This window comes from Kitasatospora sp. NPDC002040 (assembly GCF_040296785.1).
In the GTDB taxonomy this organism is placed as follows: Bacteria; Actinomycetota; Actinomycetes; order Streptomycetales; family Streptomycetaceae; genus Kitasatospora.
The window spans coordinates 246,225-272,731 of sequence record NZ_JBEOXV010000005.1 but is presented as its reverse complement, the minus strand read 5'-3'; the positions used below and the strand labels follow the sequence as shown (position 1 = coordinate 272,731).

Here is a 26,507-nt window from a genome sequence, read left to right as displayed (position 1 = left end):
CGGCCGACCACGGCGAACGGTCAGCCGCACCCGTGAACACCCCGGCGTCCGCCGTCGCTGCGCGCGGGGCGTGCTACCCCAGCTGGTCCCGACGGCGGGTCAGATAGGCGGTCTCGGCGGTGTTGCCCGCCAGTTCGATCGCCTTGTCGTAGGCCGCCCGTGCCTGTGGGCTCCGGCCGAGCCTGCGCAGCAGGTCGGCGCGGGTGGCGTGGTAGGCGTGGTAACCGGCCAGGTCGCCGTCGAGACGGTCGACCGCTGCCAGGGCCACCTCCGGGCCGTCGAGTTCGGCGACCGCGACGGCCCGGTTGAGCGCGACGACCGGTGACGGGTCGAGGCGGACGAGCCGGTCGTAGAGGGCGAGGACCTGCGACCAGTCGGTGTCACGGATGTCGCGGGCGGAGGTGTGCACGGCGTTGATCGCGGCGAGGATCTGGTAGCGGCCGGGAGCCGCCCCGGCGGCGGCAGCGGCCAGGCGCTCGCGCACCAGCCGGTGGCCCTCGGCGATCAGCGCCGCGTCCCAGGCCCCCCGGTCCTGCTCGACCAGGGTGACCAGTTCCCCGTCGGCCGAGACCCGGGCGGAGCGGCGGGCCTCGGTGAGCAGCATCAGCGCCAGCAGCCCGGCCACCTCGCCGTCGTCCGGCAGGAGGGTCCGGAGCAGGCGGGTGAGCCGGATCGCCTCGGCCGTCAGGTCGTGCCGCAGCGGATCGGTGCCGGGGCCGGTGGCGAGGTAGCCCTCGTTGAACACCAGGTACAGGACGGCGAGTACACCGGAGATCCGCACCGGCAGATCCTCGGCGGACGGCACGCGGTAGGGGATCCGAGCCGCCTTGATCTTGGCCTTCGCGCGGGTGATCCGCCGCTCCAGAGCGGTCTCCCGCACCAGGAAGGCCCGGGCGATCTCGGGCACGGTCAGACCGCCGACCATCCGCAGCGTCAGCGCCACCCGGGCCTCCATCGCCAGCGCCGGGTGGCAGCAGGTGAAGACCAGTCGGAGCCGGTCGTCGTCGACCGCGCCGACCGGCTCCGGCGGGTCGTCGTCGTACACCGTCCGAGCCTCCCTGTGCTTGTCGTCGCGCTTGCTCTCGCGCCGGATCCGGTCGATGGCCCTGCGGTTGGCGGTGGTGGTCAGCCAGGCGCCCGGGTTGGGTGGCACGCCGTCGGTGCGCCACCGCTGCACGGCAATGGCGAACGCCTCGGCCGCCGCCTCCTCGGCGAGGTCGAAGTCACCGAAACGCCTGGTCAGGGCGGCCACCACCCGGGCCCACTCCTCCTGGTGGACCCGGGTGACCGCCTCCTCGACGCCGCTCACCGGAACGGCCGCACCTCGATCTTCCGGTCACAGACCCTGGACGCCTCGGCGGCGAGCCCGAGCGCCACATCCAGATCGGGCGCCTCCCACACCCAGACACCGGCGAGGTACTCCTTCGACTCCACGAAGGGCCCGTCGCTGAACACCGCCTGCTCGCCCCGGTTGTCGACCACCGTGGCCGTATCGGTGTCCGCGAGTCCGCCCGCGAAGACCCAGTGCCCGTCGGCGATCAGCCGTTCGTTGAACGCCCCGATGGCGGGCTGCCGGTCCGTGCTGCCGGGATTGCTCTTGTCGTCGATCACGGAAACCAGGTACTGCATCCGAAGATCATCTCCTCTGGTGTCGGACGTCGGGTCGGACGTCGGGTCAGCGTGGTGCGGTGGTCCGGGACTTCAGGCCGTGGCGTACCGGGGGCGCCCCGCCGGCCGGTAGACCTGGATCATCACGCCGTTGGAATCGGCGCGCGACTCGACCAGGTCGAGCGCAAGGTCCGGACCGGTCGCCGGGAACAGCCGCGTGCCCTGGCCGACGACCACCGGGACCACGATCAGGATCATCTCGTCGACCAGCTCGCGCTCCAGCAGCCACCGGACCAGGACGCCGCTGCCGTGCACCTGCAGCTCACCTCCCGGTGCCGCCTTCAGCCCACGGACGGCGGCCTCGACGTCTCCGGACAGGACGGTCGTGTTCGACCACGCCGGATCCGTGAGCGTGGTCGACGCCACGTACTTGGGTCGCGTGTTCAACGCCTCCACGACCGACTCCATACCGGGGACGTCCTCGGCCGTCAGGCTCCCCCACCCGGTGAACAGCTCGTAGGTCCGCCGGCCGAACAGGAACGCCTCGGCGCGCCCGTAGGTCCGGTCGATGAACGCCCTGGTCCCGTGGTCACCCTTGCCCCGGGCCCATCCGCCGCGCTCGAACCCGTTCCTGCGGTCCTCGTCCGACGGACCGCCGTTGCCCTGCATCACTCCATCGATGCTGACCTGGGTCACGGTCGTCAGCTTCATGATCGTGGTTCCTCCGCCTCGGTACCGCCCCTCGCGGGCGGCCTCATCCCTGCTACGAACGCCACCGCCCCGATCCGACACCTCTGCCCGAGATTCCTTCCCCGGATTTCTCGCGCCGTCTCTCCCGCGCCGTCTTTCCCGCGCCGTCACCGGCCTACTGCGCGTCGATCGCCCGCAGCAGGTCCAGCCGCGCCGCGCGCCGGGCCGGCCAGACCGCCGCCAGCACCCCGATCACCAGGCCGAGCAGCAGGAACAGGCCGAGCCGGGCCCAGGGCAGCACGATCCCGTACTGCGGCAGCGAGGAGCGGGACAGGCCGCCGCAGGCCCAGGCCAGGAAGATGCCGGTGCCGATGCCCAGGACCGCGCCGAACAGTGAGATCACCACCGACTCCAGCCGGACCATCTGCCGGACCCCCCTGCCGTCGAGGCCGATCGCGCGCAGCAGCCCGATCTCCCGGGTCCGCTCGACCACGGACATCGCCAGGGTGTTGACCACACCGAGCGCTCCGATCACGACCGTCATGCCGAGCAGGCCGGACGTCATGGTGAGCAGCGTGTCGATGGTCCCGGCCTGAGCCTTCGTCAGCTGCTCCTGGTCCTGCACCCGCAGGAGCGGACTGTTGCCGAGGGCCCGGCGGATGTCCTGGTCGAGGCCGCTGGTGCTCCGGTCGGCGGCGGCCCTGACCAGGATGCTGTCGAGCCTCCCGCCGACCGCGTGGGGCAGCACGTCGCCCAGGGTGCCGACGGCGCCGCCGAGGGTGCGGGTCTCCCGGTAGACGCCGACGACGGTCAGCTCCTCCGGTTCGCGGCCGGAGCCCGGCGTGCTCAGGAAGGTGTCGCCCTTCGCCAGGCCGGTCCGCTCGGCCAGCCGGTCGGAGACGGCGATCCGGCCGGGGCCGATCTCCGCGAGCGAGCCGCTGCTGAACTCCAGGTCGACCACCCCGGCGAGCCGGCGCGGATCCGCGCCGGTGAACGGGACGTACGTGCCCCGCACCCCGAGGTTCGCGGAGGCGACGGGCGCCGCCTGCGCGACGCCCGGGACTTCGGCCACCTTCGCGCCGAGCGCGGGGTCGATCCCGCCGGGTCCGGCGTTGGACACCTTGTAGTCCGCCGTCAGGCCCTGCACGGCCGCCGCCCGGAGCGCGGCGTCGGTCGAACTCCCGGTCACGCTCAGGCCGGTGAGCAGGGTGAGCCCGATCATCAGGGCCGAGGCGGTGGCGGCGGTACGGCGCGGGTTGCGCAGCGCGTTCTCCTGGGCCAGCCTGCCGCTGACGCCGAACAGCCGGGTGGTGACCGCCCCCGCGAGCCGGATCGGCAGCCGGGACAGCAGCGGTGCGAGCACGATGGTGCCGGTCAGCACCAGCACCGAACCGAGCGCGGCGGCCTGGAGGTTGGAGTCGGATCCGTCCGTCCGGGTGGAGACGTACAGCAGGGTCAGCACCCCGGTGCCGGCGAGCAGCCCGCCGAGGCCGTGGCGGAGCGCGGTGCCGCGCCGGGGCGGCATCAGGTCGACCCGGCTCAGCGCCTGCACCGGTGCGACCTTCGCGGCCCTGCGGGCCGGCAGCCAGGCGGCGAGCAGGGTGACGCCGACGCCGACCGCGAGGGACTGCAGCAGCGTGTCGGCGGAGATGACCAGCGGGCCGTCCGGCAGGTCGGCGCCGCTCGCGTCGAGGATCGGCCCGAGACCGGCCGCGAGGCCGGTGCCGAGCGCGAACCCGACCGCCGAGGCGCCGAACCCGAGCAGCGCGGCCTCGACCAGGACCGCCCGGACGACCTGGCCGCGCAGGGCCCCGATGGCGCGCAACAGGGCGGTCTCACGGCTGCGTTGGGCGATCAGCATGGTGTAGGTGTTGGCGATGGTGAAGGCGCCGACGAACAGGGCGATCCCGGCGAAGGCCAGCAGCGTCCGGGTCAGCTCCTTGGTGTTCCGGGTGATCTGCTCCGCCTGCTCCTGCACGAGCCGGGCCCCGTCGGTGACCGTGATGTCCTCGGTCGGCAGCAGGGCGCGGATCCGGTCGGCCAGTTCCCGGTCGTCGGTGCCGGGTGCGGAGGCGACCACCAGTTCGTCGAACCGGCCCGGCTGCAGGAAGAGCTGCTGGGCGGTACCGGTGTCGAACAGCGCCAGGCTGCCGCCCGCCGTCACGCGCGGGTCGTCGGTGTCGACGGTGCCGACCAGCGTCTTGGTGAGCGTGGGGCCCTGGGTGGCGAAGCGGACGGAGTCGCCGACGGCGTAGCCCGCCTTCGCGGCGGTCCGGCGGTCCAGCGCCATCTCGCCGCCGGTGGCGGGGCCGCGTCCGGCACTGACGGGGAAGCGGCTGTCCCGGCCGCCGTGGGGTGCGTCCGGGGCGTAATTGGTGGCCAGGTTCTGCCAGTTGTGGTCGGCGTTCAGGGGGCGGCCGTCCTTGGCGGCCAGGGTGGCGGTGCCGTTCACGGTGGGCCGCACCGAGGTGACGCCGGGCACGGCGCGGACCCGGTCGGCTAGCTCGCCGGTGAGCACCGTGGTGCGGGTGTCGTCCGCCTCCCGGTCGGAGCTCCGCCGGGTGGTGGCCTGGACGGAGACCGCAACGTCCTTGAGGCTCCTGGCGGAAGCGCCGCGAAGGCCTTCGGCGACGGTGTCGCCGAAGACGAGCGTGCCGGAGACGAAGGCGACGCCGAGCGTGATCGCGAGGGCCGTCATGACCAGGCGGGCTCGGTACGCGAGGACGTTGCGCAGGGCTGTACGCAGCATGGTGGTGGTCCCGGTTCTGGGTGCGGGGCGAAGTAGGCTCGGGGGAACGTCAGTTGGCTCAGCTAGTACGGGCCGTGGCGTCGAAGCGCCGCATCCGCTCCAGGACGCCTTCGGCGGTCGGTGCGAGCAGCTCGTCGGTGAGCCGGCCGTCGGCCAGGAAGACCACCCGGTCGGCGTAGGCGGCGGCCGTCGGGTCGTGGGTGACCATCACGACGGTCTGGCCCAACTCCCGTACGGAGTCCCGCAGGAAGCCCAGGATCTCGGCGCCGGACCGGGAGTCCAGGTTACCGGTCGGCTCGTCCGCGAAGACGATCTGCGGCCGGGACGCGAGGGCGCGGGCCACCGCGACCCGCTGCTGCTGGCCGCCGGAGAGCTGGGCGGGGCGGTGGCCCAGCCGGTCGGCGAGGCCGACGGTCGCCACCACCGTGTCCAGCCAGCGCCGGTCCGGCCTGCGGCCCGCGATGGCCAGTGGAAGCGCGATGTTCTCCAGCGCTGTCAGGGTGGGCAGCAGGTTGAACGCCTGGAAGACGAACCCGACGCTGTCCCGGCGCAACCGGGTGAGCCGGCGTTCGTCCAGGCCGGACAGCTCGATGTCCCCGATCCGTGCGGAGCCCGCGGAGACGGGGTCGAGACCCGCCATGCAGTGCATCAGGGTCGACTTGCCGGAGCCGGACGGCCCCATGATCGCGGTGAACCGGCCGCGTCCGAACTCCACCGAGACCGAGTCCAGGGCGACCACCCGGGTCTCGCCCTCGCCGTAGACCTTGCTCAGCCCGGTGGCCCGGGCGGCGGCGGAGCGGGCGGAGGCGGGGGCTCGTGTCGACATGTCAACTCCGGAGGTGCGGGGACGGGGACGAAGTGCGGTGACTTCATCCTCGATCCGCCCTGCTGACGAACCGTCGGCCCCAGGGCGTGCATCCCCGGTCCGTCCGAGGGCGGACCAAGGGGCGCGGGTGGTCCTCGGGGCGGACGGGGCGCTCTGTCCTCCGGCAGAGACCCGTCAGGAGACCAGCCCCGTCCGGTGCGCGAGCACCGCCGCCTGGACCCGGCTGCCCGTGCCCGTCTTCTCCAGCACGGCGCTGACGTGCGTCTTCACCGTGCCCACGCCGATGCCGAGTTGGCGGGCGATCTCCGCGTTGGCGAGGCCGTGGCCCAGCAGCACCAGGATGTCGCGCTCCCGGTCGGTGAGCGCGGCCAGCCGCGGCCCGGGGTCGACCGCGCCGGCCCCGGCCCCGACCCCGCTGAGCATGCGATCGATGACGCTGCGGGTGACCTTGGGCGAGAGGACCGCATCGCCCGCTGCGGCGGCCCGGACCGCGCCGACCAGTTCCTGCGGCCCCTCGTCCTTGAGCAGAAAGCCGGTGGCACCGGACCGCAGCGCACTGGTCACGTTGTTCTCGTCGCCGAAGGTGGTGAGCATGACGACCTGCGGCCGGGGCCGGAGGGCGACCAGCCGCTCGATCGTGGCGAGCCCGTCGAGCACGGGCATCCGGATGTCGATCAGGGCCACATCGGGACGGGTCTCGCCGGCGAGCCGCACGGCCTCCTCGCCGTTGGCCGCCTCGCCGACCACCTCGATGCCTTCGGCATGACGCAGGATCAGCCGGACGCCGTGCCGGATCAGCTCCTCGTCGTCGGCGAGCAGCACCCGGATCGGGCGGCGGTCAAAACCGGGAAGGACGGTCATCGGGACTCCCACGGAGGCGTGCGCGACACCATGGGCACGGCGAAGCGGTCGATCGTGGCCAACGTATCGCCACGGAAGCAGTACCTGGTGATCCCGAGCCGATCGGGCCCCTCCGCCGAACCCGGCATGGCCGGGTCCTCGGACGCGAAGGTCGAGTACAGGCAGCTGGTCACGGGCTCCGCACGGGCCGGCTCCCGGCCCGTCGCCGCCGCCCGCGCCACCGGGTTGTCCCCGTAGACGGCCTGCTCGACCAGCTGCCGCGCCATCCCGATCCGGGGCGGCTCGTGCCGGCGGGGGTCGGGCTCCGGGAACGCGTGGACGACCAGCAGGAGACCGCACATCATCATCACGCCCACGCCCAGGAGGCCGAGCAGCCCGCTGAGCGCGTTCACTGTACGGCGCCGGACACCCGCGGCGGGTGCACGGTCGAACGGCGGCGCGCCGGCGACGGCGGAGCTCGCTCCCGGTACCGGCTGCGCCGGGATCCGTGCCGTCACCGCGAAGCCCCCGGCCGGGGTCGGGCCCGCCTCCAGGGTGCCGCCGAGCAGACCCACCCGTTCCCGCAGCCCGACCAGGCCGCGCCCCGAACCCAGGCCGGTCGCCGCCTCCGGTGCCCCGGGCGGAAGCCCGTTGCGTACGAGCACGTCCACCCGGTCGCCGGTGTGCGTGACCGCCACGGTGACCCCGACCCCGACGGCGTACCGGTGCACGTTGGTCAGCGACTCCCGCACCACCCGGTGCACCGCCCGCCGGACCTGGGCCGGACGGTCGTTCAGGTCGGGTCCGTCCCAGGTGAGTTCGACGGGTATGCCGCCGCTGCGCGACCCCTCGGCCAGCGCCTCGACGTCGGACCGGGTGCCGGTGCTGTCGGTCAGGGCGTCTGGCCCGGTGTCCCGCCCCAACGGGCCCAGTACGCCGAGCACTTCCCGCAGTTCCCGCATCGCGTCCCCGGTGGCCCGGCGCACCAGGGCCGCGTCGTCGCGCAGTTCGGGCGACTCCTTCTGCAGGGCCAGCTCCAGACCGCCCGCGTGCAGCGAGATCAGGCTGAGCCGGTGCCCGAGCAGGTCGTGCATCTCGGCGGCGATCCGGGACCGCTCGTGGATCCGGGATTCGCTCTCCGCCGCAGCCGCCCGTTCCCGCAGCGCCCGCAGCAGCCGGTCCTCCTGGCCGCCCGAGATACCGAGAAGTCCCGGCACCAGCAACGTGGTTGCGGCCAGCACGGCCCCGAGCGCGAACCCGAACCCGTGACCACCCAGCCCCAGGCCCGGGGCGGACACGGCACAGACCAGCGTCGTCAGCCCCGACGCGCCCAGCAGCACCGCACTCCGCCGCCGGGACGCCGCCAGGTGCCCGGCGACGCCGTACGCGGTCACCGCGGCCGGCAGCCCGGCGGCCGGCAGCAGGCCCAGGACCACGGACACCCCCAGCAGACCCGGCACCGGGAACCGCCGCCGCACCGCGAACAGCACGAGCCCGGCACCCCCGAGGAGCACCTGCACCTCCCCGGCCGGCCCCCGGCCGCCCAGCACCTGCTGGGTGAGCAGCATCAGCACCGCGCCCCCGCCCACCTCCGCGAGCGCGCGCCACACCCCCCGGCCTGCTTCGCCGGGTGCGGTGAACGGATGACGGGATACGGGGGTCATCGGCCCATTCTCCGGGGCGGTCGTGCACGTCCCGTCCGACCTGGGGATGAGGTGCCGCTCCGTCAGAAGCCAGAGCCGTCCGCCCCTCCGGGACGCCCGCTGTGGCATCGTGGCCCTCTGTTGTCCGAGCCCGGGGAGGCCGCCGTGTCCCGAACGCCGCAGGAGATCTTCGAGCAGTACGTGTACGCCGGCACCCTGAGCCGGGATGCCGATGCGCTCGCCGGGCAGTTCACCGAGGACGGCGTGTTCGAGGCGCCGCTGCTGGCCGACGGTGCGGGATTCCCCCGGCGGCTGGTGGGCCGTGAGGCGATCCGCAGTGCGATGGCGGCGTACTACGCGCGGCCGGTGACGGGAGGCCGGGCACCGAACCTCGCGAAGACCGGGTACGTGCTGCACACCACCGCCGACCCCGATGTCTTCATCGCCGAGATCGACACGGTCTTCGACGGGGAGGGGGATGCGGACAACGTGACCGTCTCGCTGGTGCAGATCTTCCGCATCCGCGACGGGAGGATCGCCCGGCTGCGGGACTACTTCTCCCCCGCCCTGACGGACTGAGCCGGGCTCCCGCCACCGGTGTGCGCCGGTACCGCCCCCGGGCCTCCACGCCACCGCGGACCGGCCGGGCGGACATCCCCGGGAGCAGCGCGGGCCCGTCCTACCCTGGGCTCGGACGGACGACTCGCCTGCACTCCCGTACCCCTGGAGGACCCCGATGACCCAGCCGCCCCCGCCCCAGGTCTGGCCCAGCCTGCGGGCGCACGACGCCCACGCGCTGATCCGGTTCCTGACCGAGGCGTTCGGCTTCGAGGCGAACGCCGTGTACGCCGACGAGGGCTTCGTCCACCACGCCCAGCTCAGCTGGCCCGCCGGTGGCGGGATCATGCTCGGTTCGGCCCACGTGGAGGGCGGCGGTGACGACCCGTGGCCGCTGAAGCCGGGGAACTTCGGCGCGTACGTCGTGGTCACCGGGGACGTGGACGCCCTGTTCGCCCGGGCCGTCGCGGCCGGGGCGAAGGTGGTCGCCGGGCCGAGCGACACCGACTACGGCGCGGAGGGGTCCCGCACCTTCACCGTGCGTGACCCCGAGGACAATCTCTGGAGCTTCGGCACCTACCCCGGGGAGCCGCGCGGGTAGACCCGGACGGACGCGGGCGGGCAGCGCAGTCCCCGGTACTTCCGCCTCGAAGCCGGGGCTCGGTCGTCGCCGAGAACCGGACCCGAGCGGAGTTGCCGGGGGCCTGACCGGGGGCTTGGATGTGTGCTCTCGCGGGGCGGGCGGACGTCTCTGCCGGCGGGGCGGGCTGCATCCGGTGATCCGGGGTGTACGTACCAGTCTCCTCCGGTTCAGCGCCAGGTCAAGCCCCTGCGGAGCTAACCTGGTGCTGTGTCCGATCCCGGGGGGACTCACTGCGGAAGGCAGCCATGACAGCGCAACTCACCGGCCTCCCCGTCATCGACCTCTCGCTCGCCGACGGCTCCGCCGCCGACCGGACCCGGCTGCACGACTCGCTGCGCGCCGCGGCCACCGAGGTCGGTTTCTTCCAGCTCACCGGCCACGGCGTGACCGCCGGGGAGACCGCCGGGCTGACCGACGCCATGCACGCCTTCTTCGCGCTCCCGGAGGCCGACCGACTCGCCGTCAGCAACCTCAACTCCCCGCACTACCGGGGCTACACCCGCACCGGCACCGAACGCACCGCCGGCAGCCGGGACTGGCGCGACCAGCTCGACATCGGCGCCGAACTGCCCCCGCACGTACCGGGCCCCGGCGAGCAGCCGTACTGGTGGCTGGAGGGGCCGAACCAGTGGCCCGCCGCCGTCCCCGGCCTGCGCGCCGCCGCCCTGAACTGGATCGACCACCTGGGCTCGGTCGCCGCCCGGCTGCTGCACGAGCTGCTCACCGCGATCGGCGCCCGCCCCGACTTCTACGACTACGCCTTCGCCGGCCACCCGCACCTGCGGCTCAAGCTGGTGCGCTACCCCGGCACCGCGCCGGACGGCGCACCGCAGGGCGTCGGGGCGCACAAGGACTACGGCTTCATCACCCTGCTGCTCCAGGACGACGTCGGCGGCCTCGAAGTGCTGCGCCCCGACGGCACCTTCCTCTCCGTGCCACCCCTGCCCGGTGCCTTCGTGGTCAACCTGGGCGAATTGCTCGAGGTCGCCACCGACGGTTACCTCAAGGCCACCAGTCACCGGGTGGTGAGCCCGCCGGGCGCCCGCGAGCGGTTCTCCGTCCCGTTCTTCTACAACCCCCGGCTGGACGCCCACATCACCCCGCTCGACTTCCCGCTGGCCCACCACGCCCCCGGCGCCACCAAGGACCCGGAGAACCCGCTCTTCGCCGAGTTCGGCCGGAACGAGCTCAAGGGCTACGCCCGCGCCCACCCCGAGGTGACGAGGCGCCACCACCCGGAGCTGCTGGCCTCCTGACCACGGCCGGCTACTCCGCCCGGAGTGCGGTGGCCGCCGGCGCCCTGGCCGCCCAGACCGCCGGGAGCAGCGCGCCGAGCAGGGCGATCGCGGCCCCGGCCGCCACCAGCAGCGCCAACTGCGGGGCCTGGTACACCTCCAGGACCGAGGGCGGCAGATCGGTGCCCGCCGAGTGCCCCATCACCGGCAGCACGAAGCCGTGCAGCGCGTACCCGGCCGGCACCCCGAGCAGGCCGCCGACCAGGCCGAGGCCGGCCACCGAGGCGAGCACCAGGCCGACGGTCTGACCGGGTGTCATCCCGAGCGACTTGCAGATGCCCAGGTCACGGACCCGCTCCCGGGTGTCCAGGACCACGGAGTTGAGCACCCCGAGGCCCGCGACGGCGACCAGCATCAGGGTCAGCAGCGCCGCCATCCCCTGCAGGACCAGGACCAGACCGCCGCCCTGGTCGGGCGTGTCGGCGATCGCCTCGCCGCCGATCGGGCGGATCACCGCCGCGATCCGCTCGGCGTACTCGGCGGGCCGGACACCGGACTTGAGCGTGACCTTGAAGGCGACCGGTCCGGCCTTGGGGAAGTCGGCCAGGTCGGCGTGCAGGCGGGTCCCGTCGTTGGAGGTGTCGAAGACCTCGCCGACGATCCGCAGGCTCCGGGTCCCGCCCTCGTCCGTCACCCGCACGGTGTCCCCGATCCGGCTGCCGGTCCGCTCCAGGTAGCGGGTGGGCACCGCCACCTCGCCCGGGCCCTCGAGCCACCGGCCGTCGATCAGTTCGGGGGCGCCGGAGCTCGACTTCCCCTGGTAGAGCACGACTTGGGAGGTACCGGTGAGACCGGCCACGGTGGCCTCCGCGATGGCCCAGCCATAGTAGCCGGCGGTGCCGGGGTCGGCCTCGACGGCGGCGCGCACCCGGTCCGGCTGGGCCGCCGCGGCCGAACCGGTCCGCTGCCCGGGGGCGGGGGTGCCGAGGCCCCTGACCTGGCCGCTGAAGACGATGACCGGCGCCAGGCCGTCCCGGTCCTGGGCCCGGGTCACCGCGCTCAGCGAACCGGTCAGCCCGACCGCGAAGGTGGCCGTCACGGTGCCGAAGACCACCGCGAGCAGCATCGCGAGCGCCCGGACCGGGTGCGCGAACGGCGTCGCCGGCCCGTACGTCACCGCCCGGGGCAGCGGGAGCCGGCCGAGCGCCCGGTGCGCCCACTGGCCGCGCCCGGTGCGCGGGGACCGGCCGACCGCGATCGCCTCGACCGTACGGAGCCGCCCGGCCCGCAGTGCGGGGACCAGCGCGGCGAGCCCGACCACCAGCAGTGCGGCCGCCGGGACCAGCAGGTCCACCCACCAGGCGACCGTCAACGAGACGGCGCCGTAGGCCTCTTCGGTGTCCGACAGCAGTGGCAGGGCCAGCAGGTTGCCGAGCAGCACGCCCAGCGCGATGCCGGCCCCGGCCGGGATCAGCGCCTGGGCGACGTAGGCCCGGACCACCTCCCCCGGGGTGAAGCCGATCGCCTTGAGGATGCCGATCCGGCGCAGCCCGGTGCCGACGGCGCCGCTCACCACACCGCTCACGATGATCACCGACATGGCGAGGCCGAGCAGGCCGAACGCGACCAGGAACGGGACGGTCGGCGCGGCACCCTGGTCGGCGGCGCGCTTGGTGTCCAGGTAGGACTGCGCCCCCAGCAGCGCGCCGGGCGGCACCGCCGCCGCCAGCCGCTCCCGGGCGGCGGCCAACTGCTCTTTCGTCCCGGCGTCCTGGAAGCGGTAGAGCCACTGGACGGTGACCGGGCGCTCCGCCGACACCAGGGCGGTCAGCTGATCCGGCGTCACCCAGGTGTCGGCGCTCCGGCCTGCCGACAGGGCCAGGCCGACCACCGTCAGGGCCTGGTCGACCCCGTCGAACCGCAGGGTGCCGCCGAGCCGGAAGGCGGGCCCGGCGAACGAGGCGGCGAGCACCACCTCGCCGGGCCGCTCGGCCCACCGGCCGGCCCGCAGGTCCAGCCGGTCCACCTCCCCGTCCGGGCCGGACCGCCCGGCCAGGGTGAGCGTCGGGGTGAGCCGGTCCGCCTCGTCCCGCCCGCGCGCCGCGACGGTCCGGTACGGCCCGCCGCTCGCCGTCACGCCCGCCGACCTGCCGGTGGCGGCCAGCTGCTGGTCGCTCACCAGCGCCGGTTCGTACTGCACCGCGAGGTGTGCGCCGCGCTGCCGGGCGAAGGCCTGGTCGAACGGGGCGTCGGCGGCGACCAGCAGCGCCCCGGCGACCACCGCCGAGGCGACGGCCATCATCACCGCCACCGCGATCACCACCGTCTGCACCCGCCGTCGGCCCACCCCGGACCGGACCACCCGGCCGATCGGGCTCATCGGAGCGCCTCCGCCCGGGTGTCGGCGGCCAGTTGACCGTCCACCAGGTGGATCGTCCGGGTCGCGCAGGCCTCGGCCAGCGCCAGGTCGTGGGTGACCAGCACCACGGTCTGGCCGCTCCGGTGCAGGTCCACCAGCAGGGCCCGGACGTCCTCGCCCGAGGCGCTGTCCAGCGCGCCGGTCGGCTCGTCGGCCAGCAGCAGCGCCGGACGGTTCACCAACGCCCGTGCCACCGCGACCCGTTGGCGCTCGCCACCGGACAGCCGGCCGGGGTAGGCGCGGGCGTGCCGCTCGATGCCCAGCAGCTCCATCAGCTCACCGGCCCGGGTCGCCGCCGTCCGCCGGGCGGTCCCGGTCAGCTGGGCGGGCAGCTGGATGTTGTCGGTGACGGTGAGGTCGTCGAGCAGGTTGAAGAACTGGAACACCATGCCGATCCGGTCCCGGCGGAACCGCGCCAGCGCACGCTCGCCCAGCCCGTCGATCCTGGTCCCGGCCACCGTCACCGTCCCCTCGGTCGGCCGGTCGAGCCCGGCCACCAGGTTCAGCAGGGTGGACTTGCCGCTGCCGGACGGCCCGGTCACGGCGAGCGCCTCGCCCTGGGCCACCGTCAGGTCCAGCGGCCCGAGCGCGGGCGGGCCCGCGCCGTCGTAGCGCCGGGCCGTACCGGACAGTTCGATCACCTGGGTCATCACAGGTCCTCACGTCGTAGCGGTGCTGCCCGGCGAACCTAGGAGCGGGCGGCGCGGTGGCGCGTCGGCCTCGACACCGACTTCCGTCCTCCCCCGGGACGGTCCGGCCGCCGGGGTCATCCCTGCGACGTACGCCTGCCGGACCGGCCCTTCGTCGCCCGGGAGGACGCGGGCCCCGGCGGCGGGGCCGCACAATGGGCCGGTGAACGCGGAGCAGCGGCGCGGACGGCGTCGGCAGATACGTCAGCAGGTACGGGACGCCCTGCGCCCGGAGCGGGCCCCGGCGCCGCTGTCGGCCCGGGCCCGGCGGCTCGACCTGCTGCTGGCGGTGCTGCTCACCGCGATCGCGCTGGTGGTGGCCACCCGCTACCCGGGCGACGGGCCGATCCGGATCGGCCCGCAGGGCGACGGCGTCCACCTCCCGGCGCTGCCGGTGCCGCCCGACTTCGCCCCGCCGGCGGAGGAGCCCTCGGTGTCGGCCGGGACCTGGCTGCTGGTGCTGCTCTCGGCACTCCCGCTGGCGGCCCGGCGCCGGTACCCGCTGGCCGCGTTCGCGGTGGTGGTGACCGCCGTGCTGGCGCTGGCCGACGACGCGTCCTGGATCAACGTGCTGACCTGTGTGATCGGGGCCTACAGCGCCGTCATGTACAGCCGCCACCGGGCCGGCGCGGCGGCGGGCCTGCTGGTCGCCGCCGTACTGGCCGGGGTCCCGCTCCGGGAGGCGGAGCCGACCCTGCCCGGCTGGACCAGCCCGGCGGTGGTGCTGCTGCTGGCCGGCGGGCTGGCCGGTCTGGTCCGGTTCTGGCAGCGGCAGGTGGCGGCCGGCCGGGACCGGCTGGCCGAGCTCCGGCATGCCCAGCAGGAGGACACCCGGCGGGCGGTCGAGGAGGAACGGGCCCGGATCGCCGCCGAACTGCACGACGTGGTGACCCACAATGTCAGCGTGATGGTCATTCAGGCGGGCGCGGCGCGCACGGTGCTGGACAGCGCGCCCGAGGGTGCCAGGCAGGCGCTGCTGGCGGTGGAGGCCGGCGGCCGGGCCGCGCTGGCGGAGCTGCGCCACGTGATGGGACTGCTCGCCGCGCCGGACCACGAACGGGCCGAGGGCCTCGAACCGCAGCCCGGGATCGACCGGCTGGCCGCCCTGACCGAGCGGGTGATCGCCGCCGGGACCCCGGTCGCCGTCACGGTGGCGCTGCCGGCCGAACCGCTGCCGCCCGGGGTCGAACTGACGGCGTACCGGGTGGTGCAGGAGGCACTGACCAACACCATCAAGCACGCGCCCGGTGCCCGGGCCGAGGTGGTGATCGGCCACACCGGGGACCGGCTGGAGATCGAGGTCACCGACACCGGCCCGGCCGGGCCCTTCGCCGCCCCCTCCTCCGCCGGTACCGGCCGGGGGCTGATCGGGCTGCGCGAGCGGCTGGCGGTCTACCAGGGGGAGCTGACGGCGGGTCGGACCGCCGACGGCGGCTACCGGATCCACGCCCTGCTGCCCTGGCGGACCGCGTGAGCCGGGCCCCGCTGCGGGTGGTGATCGCCGACGACCAGGCGCTGGTGCGGACCGGCTTCGGGATGATCCTGGCCGCCGACGGCATCGAGGTGGTGGCCGGGGCCGCCGACGGCGCCGAGGCGGTCACCGCCGTCCTGCGCACCCGTCCCGACGTGGTCCTGATGGACATCCGGATGCCCCGGATGGACGGCATCGAGGCCACCCGGCGGATCCTCGCCGACGCCGCCCCGGACGGCGTCCGGGTGGTCATCCTGACCACCTACGACCTCGACCACTACGTCTACGCCGCACTCGCCGCCGGGGCCAGCGGCTTCCTGCTCAAGGACGTCACCCCCGAACACCTGGTGGCCGCCGTCCGCCTGGTGCAGTCCGGCGACGCCCTGCTCGCCCCCGCCATCACCCGCCGCCTGGTCGAACGCTTCGCCCGCCCCGGCGAACCGGCCGCCGCCCTGCACCGCGACCTCTCCGGCCTGACACCCCGTGAACTGGAGGTGCTCCGGCTGCTCGCCACCGGCCTCAGCAACGCCGAGCTCGCCGACCGCCTGGTACTCAGCCCCACCACGGTGAAGACCCACATCGGCCGCATCCTGTCCAAGCTGGACCTCCGCGACCGGGTCCAAGCGGTAGTGCTCGCCTACGAGACCGGGCTGATCGCGCCGGGTGGCCGACCGTAGTGGGACACTGCTGGTGTCACAGCGGTACTGCCGCGTCCGATGCCCAGCGGGAGGCTCCACCATGACAGCGGCCGCGCAGATGACCGTGGACGAGCTCGCGGCGCGGGCCGGGGTGACGGTGCGGACGCTGCGGTTCTACAGCGCCAAGGGGCTGCTGCCGCCGCCGGAGCTGGGGCCCCGGCGGGTGGGGTGGTACGGGGCCGAGCACCTGGGGCGGCTGGAGCTGATCGAGGAGCTGCAGCGGCAGGGGCTGACGCTGGCCGCGATCGAGCGCTACCTGGCGCAGCTGCCGGAGGACGTCGGCTCGTTGGACCTGGCGATCCACCGGGCCCTGGTGGCCTCCTGGACGCCGGAGGCGGCCGAGCGGGCCACCCGCGAACAGCTGGCCCGCCGGGCCGGCCGGCCGCTGTCGGAGGCCGACGTGGACCGGCTGGCGGCGATGGGCGCGGTGCACCGGACCGACGATCCCGAGGAGTTCACGATCGACCCGGGCCTGCTGCCGCTCGGGGTGCGGGTGCTGGACGTGCCCATCCCGCTGGAGACCCTGGTCGCCGCCCGCGCGGTGGTCCGGCTGCACAGCCAGGCCACCGCGCACGACCTGCACCGCCTGTTCCGCGACACGGTGTGGCGCCCGTACCGGGAGAGCGAGCCGGACGAGCGGGCCCTGGAGCGGATGAAGGCCCTGACCGAACGGATCCAGCCCATGGTGGTGCAGGCCATCGTGACGGCCTTTCAGCGTTCGCTCGCCGAGGAGCTGGCCGCGCGCCCGGCGGAGGACGCGCGGCCGGGGACCGAGGGCTCCTAGAAGGTCCGGCCGTCGGCGGCCATCTCCTCCAGCAGCGCCGGCGGCTCGAACCGCGGACCGTACGCGGCCGCCAACTCCCGCGCCCGGGCGGTGAATCCGGGCAGCCCGCCGTCGTAGCCGTTGATGTACTGGAGCACACCGCCGGTCCAGGCCGGGAAGCCGATGCCCATGATGGAGCCGATGTTGGCGTCGGGCACCGAGGTGAGGACGCCTTCGGCGAGGCAGCGGACCGAGTCCAGGGCCTCGGCGAAGAGCATCCGCTCCTTCATGTCCTCGAACGGGATCTCCGCGCCGGGCCGGGCGAAGTGCTCGCGCAGGCCGGGCCAGAGCCGGGTGCGGCGGCCGTCCTGGTACTCGTAGAAGCCGGCGCCGCCGCTGCGGCCCGGGCGGTCGAACTCGTCCAGCATCCGGTCCATCACCGCGTCGGCGGGGTGCTGCGGCCAGTCGCCGCCCGCCTCCTCGATCGCCCGCCGGGTCTCGTTGCGGATCTTGCGCGGCAGGGTGAGGGTCAGCTCGTCCAGCAGCGAGAGCACCTTGGCGGGGTAGCCCGCCTGGGCCGCGGCCTGCTCGATCGAGGACGGGTCGAGCCCCTCGCCGACCATCGCCACGCCCTCGTTGATGAACTGTCCGATCACCCGGGAGGTGAAGAAGCCGCGCGAGTCGTTCACCACGATCGGGGTCTTGTTGATCTGGCGGACCAGGTCGAAGGCCTGCGCCAGCGCCTCGTCCCCGGTCTCCGGACCCCGGATGATCTCCACCAGCGGCATCTTGTCGACCGGCGAGAAGAAGTGCAGGCCGATGAAGTCGGCCCGCCGGGTGACGCCCTCGGCCAGCACGCCGATCGGCAGCGTGGAGGTGTTGGAGCAGAGCAGCGCGTCCGGCGCCACCACGTCCTGGACCTCCTGGAACACCTTGTGCTTGAGCTCGGTGTTCTCGAACACCGCCTCGATCACGGTGTCGCACCCCGCCAGGTCGGCGGCGTCGGCGGTCGGGGTGATCAGCGCCAGCAGGGCGTCGCGCTGCTCGGGCGTGCTGCGGCCCCGGGCCACCGCCTTGTCCAGCAGACCGGCCGAGTACGCCTTGCCGCGCTCGGCCGCCTCGATCGTGACGTCCTTGAGCAGCACCTCGATGCCCGCCCTGGCGCAGGAGTACGCGATGCCCGCGCCCATCATCCCGGCGCCCAGCACGGCCACCTTGACAGCCTTCCGGGCCGGCACCGAATCCGGGCGGCTGGTGCCGGAGTTGACCGCCTGCAGGTCGAAGAACAGCGCCTTGATCATGTTCTTCGAGATCTGCCCGCAGGCCAGCTCGGCGAAGTAGCGGGCCTCGATCACCATCGCGGTGTCCACGTCGACCTGGGCGCTCTCCACCGCCGCCGCCAGGATGTTGCGCGGGGCGGGGTAGGGCGCACCGGCCAGCTGCTTGCGCAGGTTGGCCGGGAAGGCGGGCAGGTTGGCGGCGAAGGCGGGGGTGCTGGGGGTGCCGCCGGGGATCTTGTGGCCCTTGACGTCCCAGGGCTGGACGGCGGTCTCGTTCGCCTCCACCCAGGCCCGCGCCTTGGCCAGCAACTCCTCCGGCGTGGCGGCGAGTTCGTCGACCAGGCCGTGCTCCAGCGCCTGCGCGGGCCGGTACTGGCGGCCCTGCAGCAGGAACTTCAGCAGCGCGTCCGTGATGCCGAACATCCGCACCGTGCGGACCACGCCGCCGCCGCCGGGCAGCAGGCCCAGCGTCACCTCGGGCAGGCCGATCTTGCTGCCGGGCGCGTCCAGCGCGACCCGGTGGTGGCAGGCCAGCGCGAGTTCGAGGCCGCCGCCGAGGGCGGCGCCGTTGATCGCGGCGACCACCGGGCGGCCCAGGGTCTCCAGGCCGCGCAGCGCGCGCTTGATCCGCATCGAGTTGTCGAACACCCGCTCGGCGTCGCCGGGTCGGGCGGCGGAGATCAGCCGCAGGTCGCCGCCGGCGAAGAAGGTCTTCTTGGCCGAGGTGACGATCACGCCGCGCAGATCGTCAAGTGCCTTCAGTCGGGCGACGGTTGCCTCCAGCGCGTCGGTGAAGGCGGCGTTCATGGTGTTGGCGGACTGGTCCGGGTCGTCCAGCACGAGGGTGACCACGCCGGTCGCGTCCTGCTCCCAGCGGATGGGGGTGGTGGCAGTCATGAGAGTCCAGGTCTCCAGGAGTGACGGGTGGTCAGATGCGCTCGACGATGGTGGCGACGCCCATGCCGCCGCCCACGCAGAGGGTGATCAGGCCGTAGCGCAGGTCGCGCCGCTCCAGCTCGTCGATCACGGTGCCGAGCAGCATCGCGCCGGTGGCGCCGAGCGGGTGGCCGAGCGCGATCGCGCCGCCGTTGACGTTCACCTGGTCGGGCCGGAAGCCGAGTTCGCGGATGAAGCGGAGCGCGACGGCGGCGAACGCCTCGTTGATCTCCACCAGGTCGATGTCGGCGGCGGTCAGCCCGGCCTTGGCCAGCGCCTTGCGGGTGGCGGGCGCCGGGCCGGTCAGCATGATGGTGGGCTCGGAGCCGGAGACGGCGGCCGAGACGATCCGGGCCCGCGGGCGCAGCCCGTACCGCTCGCCGATCTCGCGGGAGCCGATCGCCACCAGGGCGGCGCCGTCCACGATGCCGGAGGAGTTGCCGGCGTGGTGGACGTGGTCGATCGACTCGACCCAGTGGTACTTCTGCAGCGCGACCGCGTCGAAGCCGCCCGCCTCGCCGATGCCGGCGAACGAGGGCTTGAGCCCGGCCAGCGTCTCCACCGTGGTGCCGGGGCGGATGAACTCGTCCCGGTCCAGCACCACCAGTCCGTTGCGGTCCTTGACCGGGACCACCGAGCGGTCGAACAGCCCGTCGGCCTGGGCCTTGGCGGCGCGGGCCTGCGACTCGGCGGCGAAGGCGTCCACGTCGGCGCGGGACAGGCCCTCGATGGTGGCGATCAGGTCGGCGCCGATGCCCTGCGGGACGAAGTGGGTGTCGTAGGAGGTCATCGGGTCGGCGAACCAGGCGCCGCCGTCGGAGCCCATCTTCACCCGGCTCATCGACTCCACGCCGCCGGCCAGGATCAGGTCCTCCCAGCCCGAACGGACCTTGGCGGCAGCCAGGTTGACCGCCTCCAGGCCGGAGGCGCAGAAGCGGTTCTCCTGCACGCCCGCCACCGTGTCCGGCAGCCCGGCCGCGATCGCGGCGATCCGGGCGATGTCGGAGCCCTGGTCGCCGATCGGGCTGACCACGCCGAGCACGATGTCGTCGATCGCGGCCGGGTCCAACCCCGGCAGGCGGGCCTGGAGTTCGTGGATCAGACCGACCACCAGGTCGATCGGCTTGGTGCCGTGCAGACTTCCGTTGGCCTTGCCCCGGCCGCGTGGGGTGCGGATCGCGTCGTAGACGTACGCTTCGGTGGTCACGGTGAATGCCTCTCGAATCAGCCGAGGATGGAGCGGCCGATGATCTCTTTCATGATCTCGGTCGTGCCGCCGTAGATGGTCTGGATCCGGCCGTCGGTGAATGCCTTGGCGACCGGGTACTCCGTCATGTAGCCGTAGCCGCCGTGCAGTTGCAGGCAGCGGTCGGCGGTGCGCTTCTGCAGCTCGGTGGCCCACCACTTGGCCATCGAGGCGTCCACGGGGGTGAGCGCGTAGCGGTTGTGCTCGGTGATGCAGCGGTCCACGAAGGTCCGGGTGACCGCGCACTCGGTGGCCAGCTCGGCGATCTCGAACCGGACGTGCTGGAGCTTGGCCAGCGGCTTGCCGAACGCGGTGCGCTGCTTGACGTACTCGGTGGTCAGCTCGACCAGGTGCTCCGCCCCGGCGATCGCCGAGACCGCGATCGCGAGCCGCTCCTGGGCCAGGTTGCGCATCAGGTAGAGGAAGGCCTGGTTCTCCTCGCCGAGCAGGTTGGCCTTCGGCACCCGGACGTCCTGGAAGAACAACTCGGCGGTGTCCTGGGCCTTCTGGCCGATCTTGTCCAGGTTGCGGCCGCGCTCGAAGCCCGCCATGCCGCGCTCGACCACCAGCAGGCTGAGGCCGTGCGCGCCGCCCTCGGCGGTGGTCTTCGCCACCACGACCACCAGGTCGGCCAGGATGCCGTTGGAGATGAAGGTCTTGGCGCCGTTCAGCAGGTAGTGGTCGCCCCGGTCCTCGGCCCGGGTGGCGATGCCCTGGAGGTCGCTTCCGGTGCCGGGCTCGGTCATCGCGATCGCGGTGATCAGCTCGCCGGAGCAGAAGCCGGGCAGCCAGCGCCGCTTCTGCTCCTCGGTGGCGAGCTGGGTCAGGTACGGGCCGATGATGTCGTTGTGCAGGCCGAGTGCCAGCCCGCTGGCCCCGGCCCGGGTGAACTCCTCGGCCAGCACAGCCGGGTAGCGGAAGTCGGCGGAGCCGCCGCCGCCGTACTCCTCGGGCACGGCCAGGCCGAGCAGGCCCTGCCGGCCGGCCGCCAGCCAGGCCGAGCGGTCGACGATCCCGGCCTGCTCCCAGCGTTCGTGGTGCGGGAGCACCTCCTTGGCCAGGAAGGCCCGGACGGTCTCCCGGAACGCCTCGTGCTCCTCGGTCCAGATCTCACGCTGCACGGTTTCCTGCCTTCAGCCGGTGAGGCTCTTGAGGTCCCAGTCCCGGGCCACCTCGGCAGTGTGGCTGCCGGGGGGCGCCGGGGGGCGGCGCAGCGCGCCGGGGGTGAGTGAGAAGCGCGGGGCGGGGGCGGGCTGGGTGGTGCCGCCCTCGCTGACGTAGGTGCCGCGCGCCACCAGGTGCGGGTGCCGGGCGGCCTGACCGAGGGTCAGTACAGGGGCGGTGCAGGCGTCGGTGCCTTCGAACACCTCGGCCCACTCGGCCTGGGTCCGGGTGGCGAAGCGGGTCGCGATCCGGGCCCGGAGCTCGGGCCAGCGGGCCTGGTCGTACTGGCCGGGGGCGTCCGGGCCGAGCTCCAGCAGCCGGGCGAACTCGGCGTAGAACTGCGGTTCCAGCGCCCCCACCGCGAGGTATCCCCCGTCCGAGGCCTGGTAGACCGCGTAGCAGGGGGCGCCGCCGTCCAGCAGGTTGACGCCCCGTCCGTCCTGCCAGAGCCCGGCGGCCAGCAGGCCCCAGAGCATGGTGGTGAGGTGGGCCGCGCCGTCCACGATGGCGGCGTCCACCACCTGTCCGCTGCCGGTCCGCTCGGCGTGCCGGAGCGCGGCCAGCAGGCCGACCACCAGGTAGAGCGAGCCGCCGGCGTAGTCGCCGAGCAGGTTGGCCGGGAAGGCGGGCGGGCCGTCGGCCGCACCGGCCAGGCCGAGCACGCCGGCCGTGGCCGCGTACCCGAGGTCGTGCCCGGCCCGCTGGGCCAGCGGCCCGTCCTGGCCCCAGCCGGTCATCCGGCCGTAGACCAGGGCGGGGTTGCGGGCCAGGCAGGCGTCCGGGCCGACGCCGAGGCGTTCGGCCACGCCGGGGCGGTTGCCCTCGATCAGCAGCTGGGCCCGCTCGACCAGGTCGAGCACCTGGCCGGGCCCCTCGGGGGCCTTGAGGTCGACCACCACCGAGCGCTTGTTCCGGTTGGTCAGGTCGTACGCCGGGTCGACTCCGAGCACGGCCGGGCCCGGGCGGTCCACCCGGACCACGTCGGCGCCGAGGTCGGCGAGCAGCATCGCGGCGAACGGGCCGGGGCCGATCCCGGCGAGCTCCACCACCCTGACCCCGGCCAGTGGCCCGGGGCTGGTCCTCTGTGCCACCGACCGTCCTCCCATGTTTGACAGTGGGGCTGTCACACTCGCGATGATAGACAAGTGACCAGCCGGTAACAAGGGTGGCGCGAGCCCGTTCCGGCCAACCTTGCGATCGGGCCGCGGGAGGCGGATTCTGGGGCTGAAACGATCCACCCGAGAGAGGTGATCGGCCATGCAGAACCACTGGATCGTCGACCTCCGGTTCGACGAGGACGAGACCCGCACCACCTGCACCGCCTCGCTGGGCGGCTTCAGCGCACCCGGCGTCCGCGGCCTGGGCATCGCCCGGCGCAATCCGGGCGACTCCCCCGACTCGACCGTCGGCGAGGAGCTGGCCGCCGCCCGCGCCTGCTCCGACCTGGCCCACGGGCTGATCCAGCAGGCCGCCGCCGGCATCGAGGCCCGCACCCACGACTCCGCCCGCCTGATCTTCTGATCCGGCACGAAGGGCCCGGCCGCGGCCGGGCCCTTCCGTCTGCCCGGGGCGATGGTCTGTACCACTCGGAGCCATCGGGTGCGGCGATGGCCCCATAGATCATCCCTATGGGGCCATAAGCCCGGAAAGGGTAGCCTAACCAGGAGCCGCCAGCGAACCTGGCGGATAACGCTGCCCAGCCGAAGGACGCATCGCATGCCTCGACCCATCCGAGTGGCCATAGTCGGAGCCGGCCCCGCCGGTATCTACGCCGCCGACGCGCTGCTGAAGTCCGAGGTCGCCACCGAGCCCGGCGTCTCGATCGACCTGTTCGAGCGGATGCCCGCCCCCTTCGGTCTGATCCGCTACGGCGTCGCCCCCGACCACCCCCGGATCAAGGGCATCGTGACCGCGCTGAACCAGGTGCTCGACAAGCCGCAGATCCGCCTCTTCGGCAACGTGGACTACCCGAACGACCTGGCGCTGGACGACCTGCACCGCTTCTACGACGCCGTGGTCTTCTCCACCGGCGCCGACGCCGACCGCGCGCTGGACATCCCCGGCATCGAGCTGGACGGCTCCTACGGCGCGGCGGACTTCGTCTCCTGGTACGACGGCCACCCGGACGTCCCGCGCAGCTGGCCGCTGGAGGCCGAGCAGGTCGCCGTCCTCGGCGTCGGCAACGTGGCGCTGGACGTGGCCCGGATCCTGGCCAAGACCGCCGACGAGCTGCTCCCCACCGAGATCCCGCCGAACGTCCACGCCGGCCTGGCCGCCAACAAGGCGGTGGAGATCCACGTCTTCGGCCGCCGCGGCCCGGCCCAGGCGAAGTTCAGCCCGATGGAGCTGCGCGAGCTCGACCACTCGCCCACCATCGAGGTGATCGTCGACCCCGAGGACATCGACTACGACGACGGCAGCATCGCCACCCGCCGGGGCAACAAGCAGGCCGACATGGTCGCCTCCACCCTGGAGAACTGGGCGATCCGCGACGTCGGCGACCGCCCGCACAAGCTCTTCCTGCACTTCTTCGAGTCCCCGGTCGAGGTGCTCGGCGAGGACGGCCGGGTGGTCGGCCTGCGGACCGAGCGCACCGAGCTGGACGGCACCGGCAACGTCAAGGGCACCGGCCGGTTCAAGGACTGGGACCTGCAGTCGGTCTACCGCGCCGTCGGGTACCTGTCCGAGGAGCTGCCCAAGCTGCCGTTCGACACCCTCTCCGGCACCGTCCCGCACCGGGCCGGCCGGGTGATCGAGAACGACGAGCACCTGCCCTCCACCTACGTCACCGGCTGGATCAAGCGCGGCCCGGTCGGCCTGATCGGCCACACCAAGGGCGACGCCAACGAGACCGTGGCCTGCCTGATCGAGGACTTCCGCGGTGGCGCGCTGCGCACGCCGGCCGCCCCCGAGGAGGACGCGGTGGTCGCGCACCTGACCGCCAACGGCGTGAACTACACCACCTGGGACGGCTGGAAGCTGCTGGACGCGTACGAGCGCGCACTCGGCGAGCCGCAGCAGCGCGAGCGGGTCAAGGTGGTCGAGCGGGACGAGATGCTCCGCGCCAGCGGGGTGACGCCCCCTCAGGCCTGACGCTCCCCCGGGCGGGGCCGACGCGGCCCCGCCCGGCTCAGCCGGTCAGTACGACCTTGCCCTGGACCGTGCCCGACTCGGCCAGCCGCAGCGCCTCCGCCGCCCGGGCCAGCGGGAGTTCGGCGGCCACGGTGGCGGTGAGGTCACCCTGCCGGAGCGCCGCGAACACCTGGCCGAGGTCGGCCCGCAGCCTGCGGCGGAACCGGTCCTTGGACAGCGCCCGGCCGGCCCAGACGTTGAAGAAGTACGCGTGGCGGCCGTTCGGCAGCAGGTTCCAGGTCCAGACCCGGCCCAGCACCTTGAGCACCGGCCACTGCTTCGAGCCGGAGTCGTCCCGGGTGGAGGCGCTGCCGTAGGCGACCAGCGTGCCGCCCGGGGCGAGCAGGCCCCAGGAGTCGATCACGCTCCGGCCGCCCACGTGGTCGAACACGGCGTCCACCCCGCCCGGCGCGAGCTCGCGGACCCGGGCCGGGACGTCACCGGCCCGGTAGTCGACCGGCCGCACGCCGAGCCGGCGCAGCGCCTCGTGGTGCCGGGGCGAGGCGGTGCCGATCACCTCGGCGCCGGCCAGCAGGGCGAGCTGGACCAGCACCCCGCCGACGCCGCCGTTCGCCCCGTGCACCAGCACGGTCTGCCCGGACCTGACCCGGGCCTGACGGTGGAACATCTGCCACGCCGTCAGGCCGTTCAGCACCAGCGTCTCCGCCGCCGCGGCACCGACGCCGTCCGGCACCGGGACCAGGTCCGCCGCGTCCAGCAGGACCTGGCTGGCCCAGCCACCGACCTTGGTGAGCGCGGCGACCCGCTGCCCGACCAGGGCGGGGTCGACACCCGCGCCGACCGAGCGGACGGTGCCGACCAGGTCGTAGCCCGGCACGAACGGGAACGGCGGCTGGTCGTAGTAGCGGCCCCGGCGCATCTGCTGCTCGGCGAACGAGACGCCGGTGGCCTCCATCACCACCACCGCCTGCCCGGCGCCGGCCACCGGCGCGGGCCCGCGCCGCAGCAGCAGGCCCTCGGGCTCGACCTTGCCCGGGAGCACGACCTCGACCAGTTCCTCGACACCGTTGGCAGCCATGACGATCTCCGCTTCTTCGTGACTCGTTGTTGCGATGGTTAGAGACTATAACTGTCGCGAGATGCCGTCAATATGTTCACGCGGACCTGAAGGGATCTGCCGACCGCGATAGGGTCTAACCGACGGAACATGGGCAACCGAAGGGAGCCGGGACGGATGGCCGAGACCGGAGTGACCCCGCGCGAGCGGTACCGGGCGCAGGTGCGCGCCGAGATCATGGAACTGGCCCGGCAGCAGATCGCCACCGCCGGCGCCTCGGCGCTCTCGCTGAACGCCATCGCCAAGCAGATGGGCATCAGCGGCCCCGCGCTCTACCGCTACTTCGCCGGCCGGGACGAGCTGATCACCGACCTGATCAAGGACGCCTACCGCAGCCTCGCCGACGCGGCCCGCGCCGCCACCGACCAGGGCGGCGGACTCCCCGGGGTCGCGTACGCACTGCGCGCCTGGGCCCTGGCCGACCCGCACCGGTACTTCCTGCTGTACGGCACCCCGGTGCCCGGCTACCACGCGCCGGACGACGTCACCACGATCGCCGCCGAGATCATGGCCGCCCTGCTGGACGCCGCCCCGGCCCCGCCGCTCCCCCAGGACGGCGCCGCCGCCGCGGACTTCACCGACCACCTGGAGCGGCACCGCAGTTGGGACGGCGGCCACCCGGCCCCGGCGGCCACCCTGCACCGGGTGCTGTCGTTCTGGACCCGGCTGCACGGCGTGCTCTCACTCGAACTGGCGGGCCACTTCGCCGGCATGGGCTTCGACCCCGCCCTGCTGTTCGCGGCCGAGGTCGACGGGCTGAGTCGGCCGTGACTTGCCTCCCCCGGCCGGGGGAGACGGGTCATGACCGGGCAGGAGGCGGTGGCGGGGCCCCGGGCCGG

At 73.8% G+C, this 26,507-nt stretch carries 23 protein-coding genes; 9 read left to right on the top strand and 14 right to left on the bottom strand.

Going from position 1 to position 26,507, the window contains the following annotated elements; genetic code table 11:
- Window positions 1-73: 73 nt before the first annotated feature.
- The 7 genes from ABT118_RS16455 to ABT118_RS16425 form a co-directional block, all read right to left on the bottom strand.
- Complete coding sequence (locus ABT118_RS16455; RefSeq protein ID WP_350669012.1) at window positions 74-1,309, bottom strand: RNA polymerase sigma factor; 1,236 nt, start codon at window positions 1,307-1,309, stop codon at window positions 74-76.
- Complete coding sequence (locus ABT118_RS16450; protein ID WP_350669010.1) at window positions 1,306-1,629, bottom strand: YciI family protein; 324 nt, start codon at window positions 1,627-1,629, stop codon at window positions 1,306-1,308. Before ABT118_RS16450 ends, ABT118_RS16455 begins: the two co-directional genes overlap by 4 nt.
- Window positions 1,630-1,701: 72 nt before the next feature.
- Window positions 1,702-2,319: a dihydrofolate reductase family protein gene (locus tag ABT118_RS16445; RefSeq protein ID WP_350669009.1), complete on the bottom strand. Its 618-nt coding sequence runs from the start codon at window positions 2,317-2,319 to the stop codon at window positions 1,702-1,704.
- Window positions 2,320-2,473: 154 nt separating this feature from the next.
- Window positions 2,474-5,047, bottom strand: coding sequence for an ABC transporter permease (locus ABT118_RS16440; RefSeq protein ID WP_350669008.1), 2,574 nt, complete (start codon window positions 5,045-5,047; stop codon window positions 2,474-2,476).
- A 58-nt stretch (window positions 5,048-5,105) separates the two neighbouring features.
- Window positions 5,106-5,873 carry an ABC transporter ATP-binding protein gene (locus ABT118_RS16435; protein WP_350669007.1) on the bottom strand — a complete coding sequence of 256 codons (768 nt, stop codon included), beginning with the start codon at window positions 5,871-5,873 and terminating at the stop codon, window positions 5,106-5,108.
- Between the two features lie 174 nt (window positions 5,874-6,047).
- Complete coding sequence (locus tag ABT118_RS16430; RefSeq protein ID WP_350669006.1) at window positions 6,048-6,734, bottom strand: response regulator; 687 nt, start codon at window positions 6,732-6,734, stop codon at window positions 6,048-6,050.
- Window positions 6,731-8,377: a sensor histidine kinase gene (locus tag ABT118_RS16425; RefSeq protein ID WP_350669005.1), complete on the bottom strand. Its 1,647-nt coding sequence runs from the start codon at window positions 8,375-8,377 to the stop codon at window positions 6,731-6,733. Before ABT118_RS16425 ends, ABT118_RS16430 begins: the two co-directional genes overlap by 4 nt.
- 144 nt (window positions 8,378-8,521) lie before the next feature.
- Between ABT118_RS16425 and ABT118_RS16420 the strand changes: the two genes are divergently transcribed.
- From ABT118_RS16420 to ABT118_RS16410, 3 genes are all read left to right on the top strand, one after another.
- Window positions 8,522-8,935, top strand: coding sequence for a nuclear transport factor 2 family protein (locus tag ABT118_RS16420; RefSeq protein WP_350669004.1), 414 nt, complete (start codon window positions 8,522-8,524; stop codon window positions 8,933-8,935).
- Window positions 8,936-9,092: 157 nt separating this feature from the next.
- On the top strand, window positions 9,093-9,515 hold the full coding sequence (locus ABT118_RS16415) for a VOC family protein (RefSeq protein ID WP_350669003.1): 423 nt from the start codon (window positions 9,093-9,095) through the stop codon (window positions 9,513-9,515).
- A 287-nt stretch (window positions 9,516-9,802) separates the two neighbouring features.
- Window positions 9,803-10,813: an isopenicillin N synthase family dioxygenase gene (locus ABT118_RS16410; protein WP_350669000.1), complete on the top strand. Its 1,011-nt coding sequence runs from the start codon at window positions 9,803-9,805 to the stop codon at window positions 10,811-10,813.
- Between the two features lie 10 nt (window positions 10,814-10,823).
- Here ABT118_RS16410 and ABT118_RS16405 read toward each other — a convergent pair whose 3' ends face one another.
- Both ABT118_RS16405 and ABT118_RS16400 read right to left on the bottom strand, forming a co-directional pair.
- A complete protein-coding gene (locus ABT118_RS16405; RefSeq protein ID WP_350668998.1) occupies window positions 10,824-13,172 on the bottom strand; it encodes an ABC transporter permease in 2,349 nt (782 codons plus the stop codon).
- Window positions 13,169-13,861 (bottom strand): ABC transporter ATP-binding protein, encoded by a 693-nt coding sequence (locus ABT118_RS16400; RefSeq protein WP_350668997.1) that lies wholly within the window; start codon window positions 13,859-13,861, stop codon window positions 13,169-13,171. Before ABT118_RS16400 ends, ABT118_RS16405 begins: the two co-directional genes overlap by 4 nt.
- A gap of 202 nt (window positions 13,862-14,063) precedes the next feature.
- Here ABT118_RS16400 and ABT118_RS16395 point away from each other — a divergent pair, with 202 nt between their 5' ends.
- From ABT118_RS16395 to ABT118_RS16385, 3 genes are all read left to right on the top strand, one after another.
- A complete protein-coding gene (locus ABT118_RS16395) occupies window positions 14,064-15,374 on the top strand; it encodes a sensor histidine kinase (protein ID WP_350668996.1) in 1,311 nt (436 codons plus the stop codon).
- A complete protein-coding gene (locus tag ABT118_RS16390; RefSeq protein WP_350669219.1) occupies window positions 15,359-16,048 on the top strand; it encodes a response regulator in 690 nt (229 codons plus the stop codon). Before ABT118_RS16395 ends, ABT118_RS16390 begins: the two co-directional genes overlap by 16 nt.
- Before the next feature lie 61 nt (window positions 16,049-16,109).
- A complete protein-coding gene (locus ABT118_RS16385; protein WP_350668994.1) occupies window positions 16,110-16,853 on the top strand; it encodes a MerR family transcriptional regulator in 744 nt (247 codons plus the stop codon).
- Here the strand turns inward: ABT118_RS16385 and ABT118_RS16380 are convergent.
- From ABT118_RS16380 to ABT118_RS16365, 4 genes are read right to left on the bottom strand one after another with little or no spacing between them, the layout of a single operon-like run.
- The gene (locus ABT118_RS16380; RefSeq protein WP_350668992.1) at window positions 16,850-19,009 is read right to left on the bottom strand and encodes a 3-hydroxyacyl-CoA dehydrogenase NAD-binding domain-containing protein; all 2,160 of its coding nucleotides are present in this window, start codon (window positions 19,007-19,009) and stop codon (window positions 16,850-16,852) included. The genes ABT118_RS16385 and ABT118_RS16380 overlap by 4 nt on opposite strands.
- A gap of 31 nt (window positions 19,010-19,040) precedes the next feature.
- Complete coding sequence (locus ABT118_RS16375; RefSeq protein ID WP_350668991.1) at window positions 19,041-20,255, bottom strand: acetyl-CoA C-acetyltransferase; 1,215 nt, start codon at window positions 20,253-20,255, stop codon at window positions 19,041-19,043.
- 17 nt (window positions 20,256-20,272) lie between these two features.
- Complete coding sequence (locus tag ABT118_RS16370; protein WP_350668990.1) at window positions 20,273-21,415, bottom strand: acyl-CoA dehydrogenase family protein; 1,143 nt, start codon at window positions 21,413-21,415, stop codon at window positions 20,273-20,275.
- Window positions 21,416-21,427: 12 nt separating this feature from the next.
- On the bottom strand, window positions 21,428-22,564 hold the full coding sequence (locus ABT118_RS16365; RefSeq protein WP_502884565.1) for a CaiB/BaiF CoA transferase family protein: 1,137 nt from the start codon (window positions 22,562-22,564) through the stop codon (window positions 21,428-21,430).
- Between the two features lie 151 nt (window positions 22,565-22,715).
- Between ABT118_RS16365 and ABT118_RS16360 the strand changes: the two genes are divergently transcribed.
- Together ABT118_RS16360 and ABT118_RS16355 are read left to right on the top strand one after the other, a co-directional pair.
- Window positions 22,716-22,979, top strand: coding sequence for a DUF1876 domain-containing protein (locus tag ABT118_RS16360; protein ID WP_350668988.1), 264 nt, complete (start codon window positions 22,716-22,718; stop codon window positions 22,977-22,979).
- A 195-nt stretch (window positions 22,980-23,174) separates the two neighbouring features.
- A complete protein-coding gene (locus tag ABT118_RS16355; protein WP_350668986.1) occupies window positions 23,175-24,551 on the top strand; it encodes an FAD-dependent oxidoreductase in 1,377 nt (458 codons plus the stop codon).
- 37 nt (window positions 24,552-24,588) lie between these two features.
- Here the strand turns inward: ABT118_RS16355 and ABT118_RS16350 are convergent, their stop codons facing one another.
- Entirely contained in the window at window positions 24,589-25,629 is a 1,041-nt protein-coding gene (locus tag ABT118_RS16350; RefSeq protein WP_350668985.1) for a medium chain dehydrogenase/reductase family protein, read from the bottom strand.
- A 156-nt stretch (window positions 25,630-25,785) separates the two neighbouring features.
- On the opposite strand from ABT118_RS16350, the gene ABT118_RS16345 reads away from it, so the two are divergent.
- Window positions 25,786-26,439: a TetR/AcrR family transcriptional regulator gene (locus ABT118_RS16345; RefSeq protein WP_350668984.1), complete on the top strand. Its 654-nt coding sequence runs from the start codon at window positions 25,786-25,788 to the stop codon at window positions 26,437-26,439.
- The last annotated feature ends 68 nt before the right edge of the window (window positions 26,440-26,507 follow it).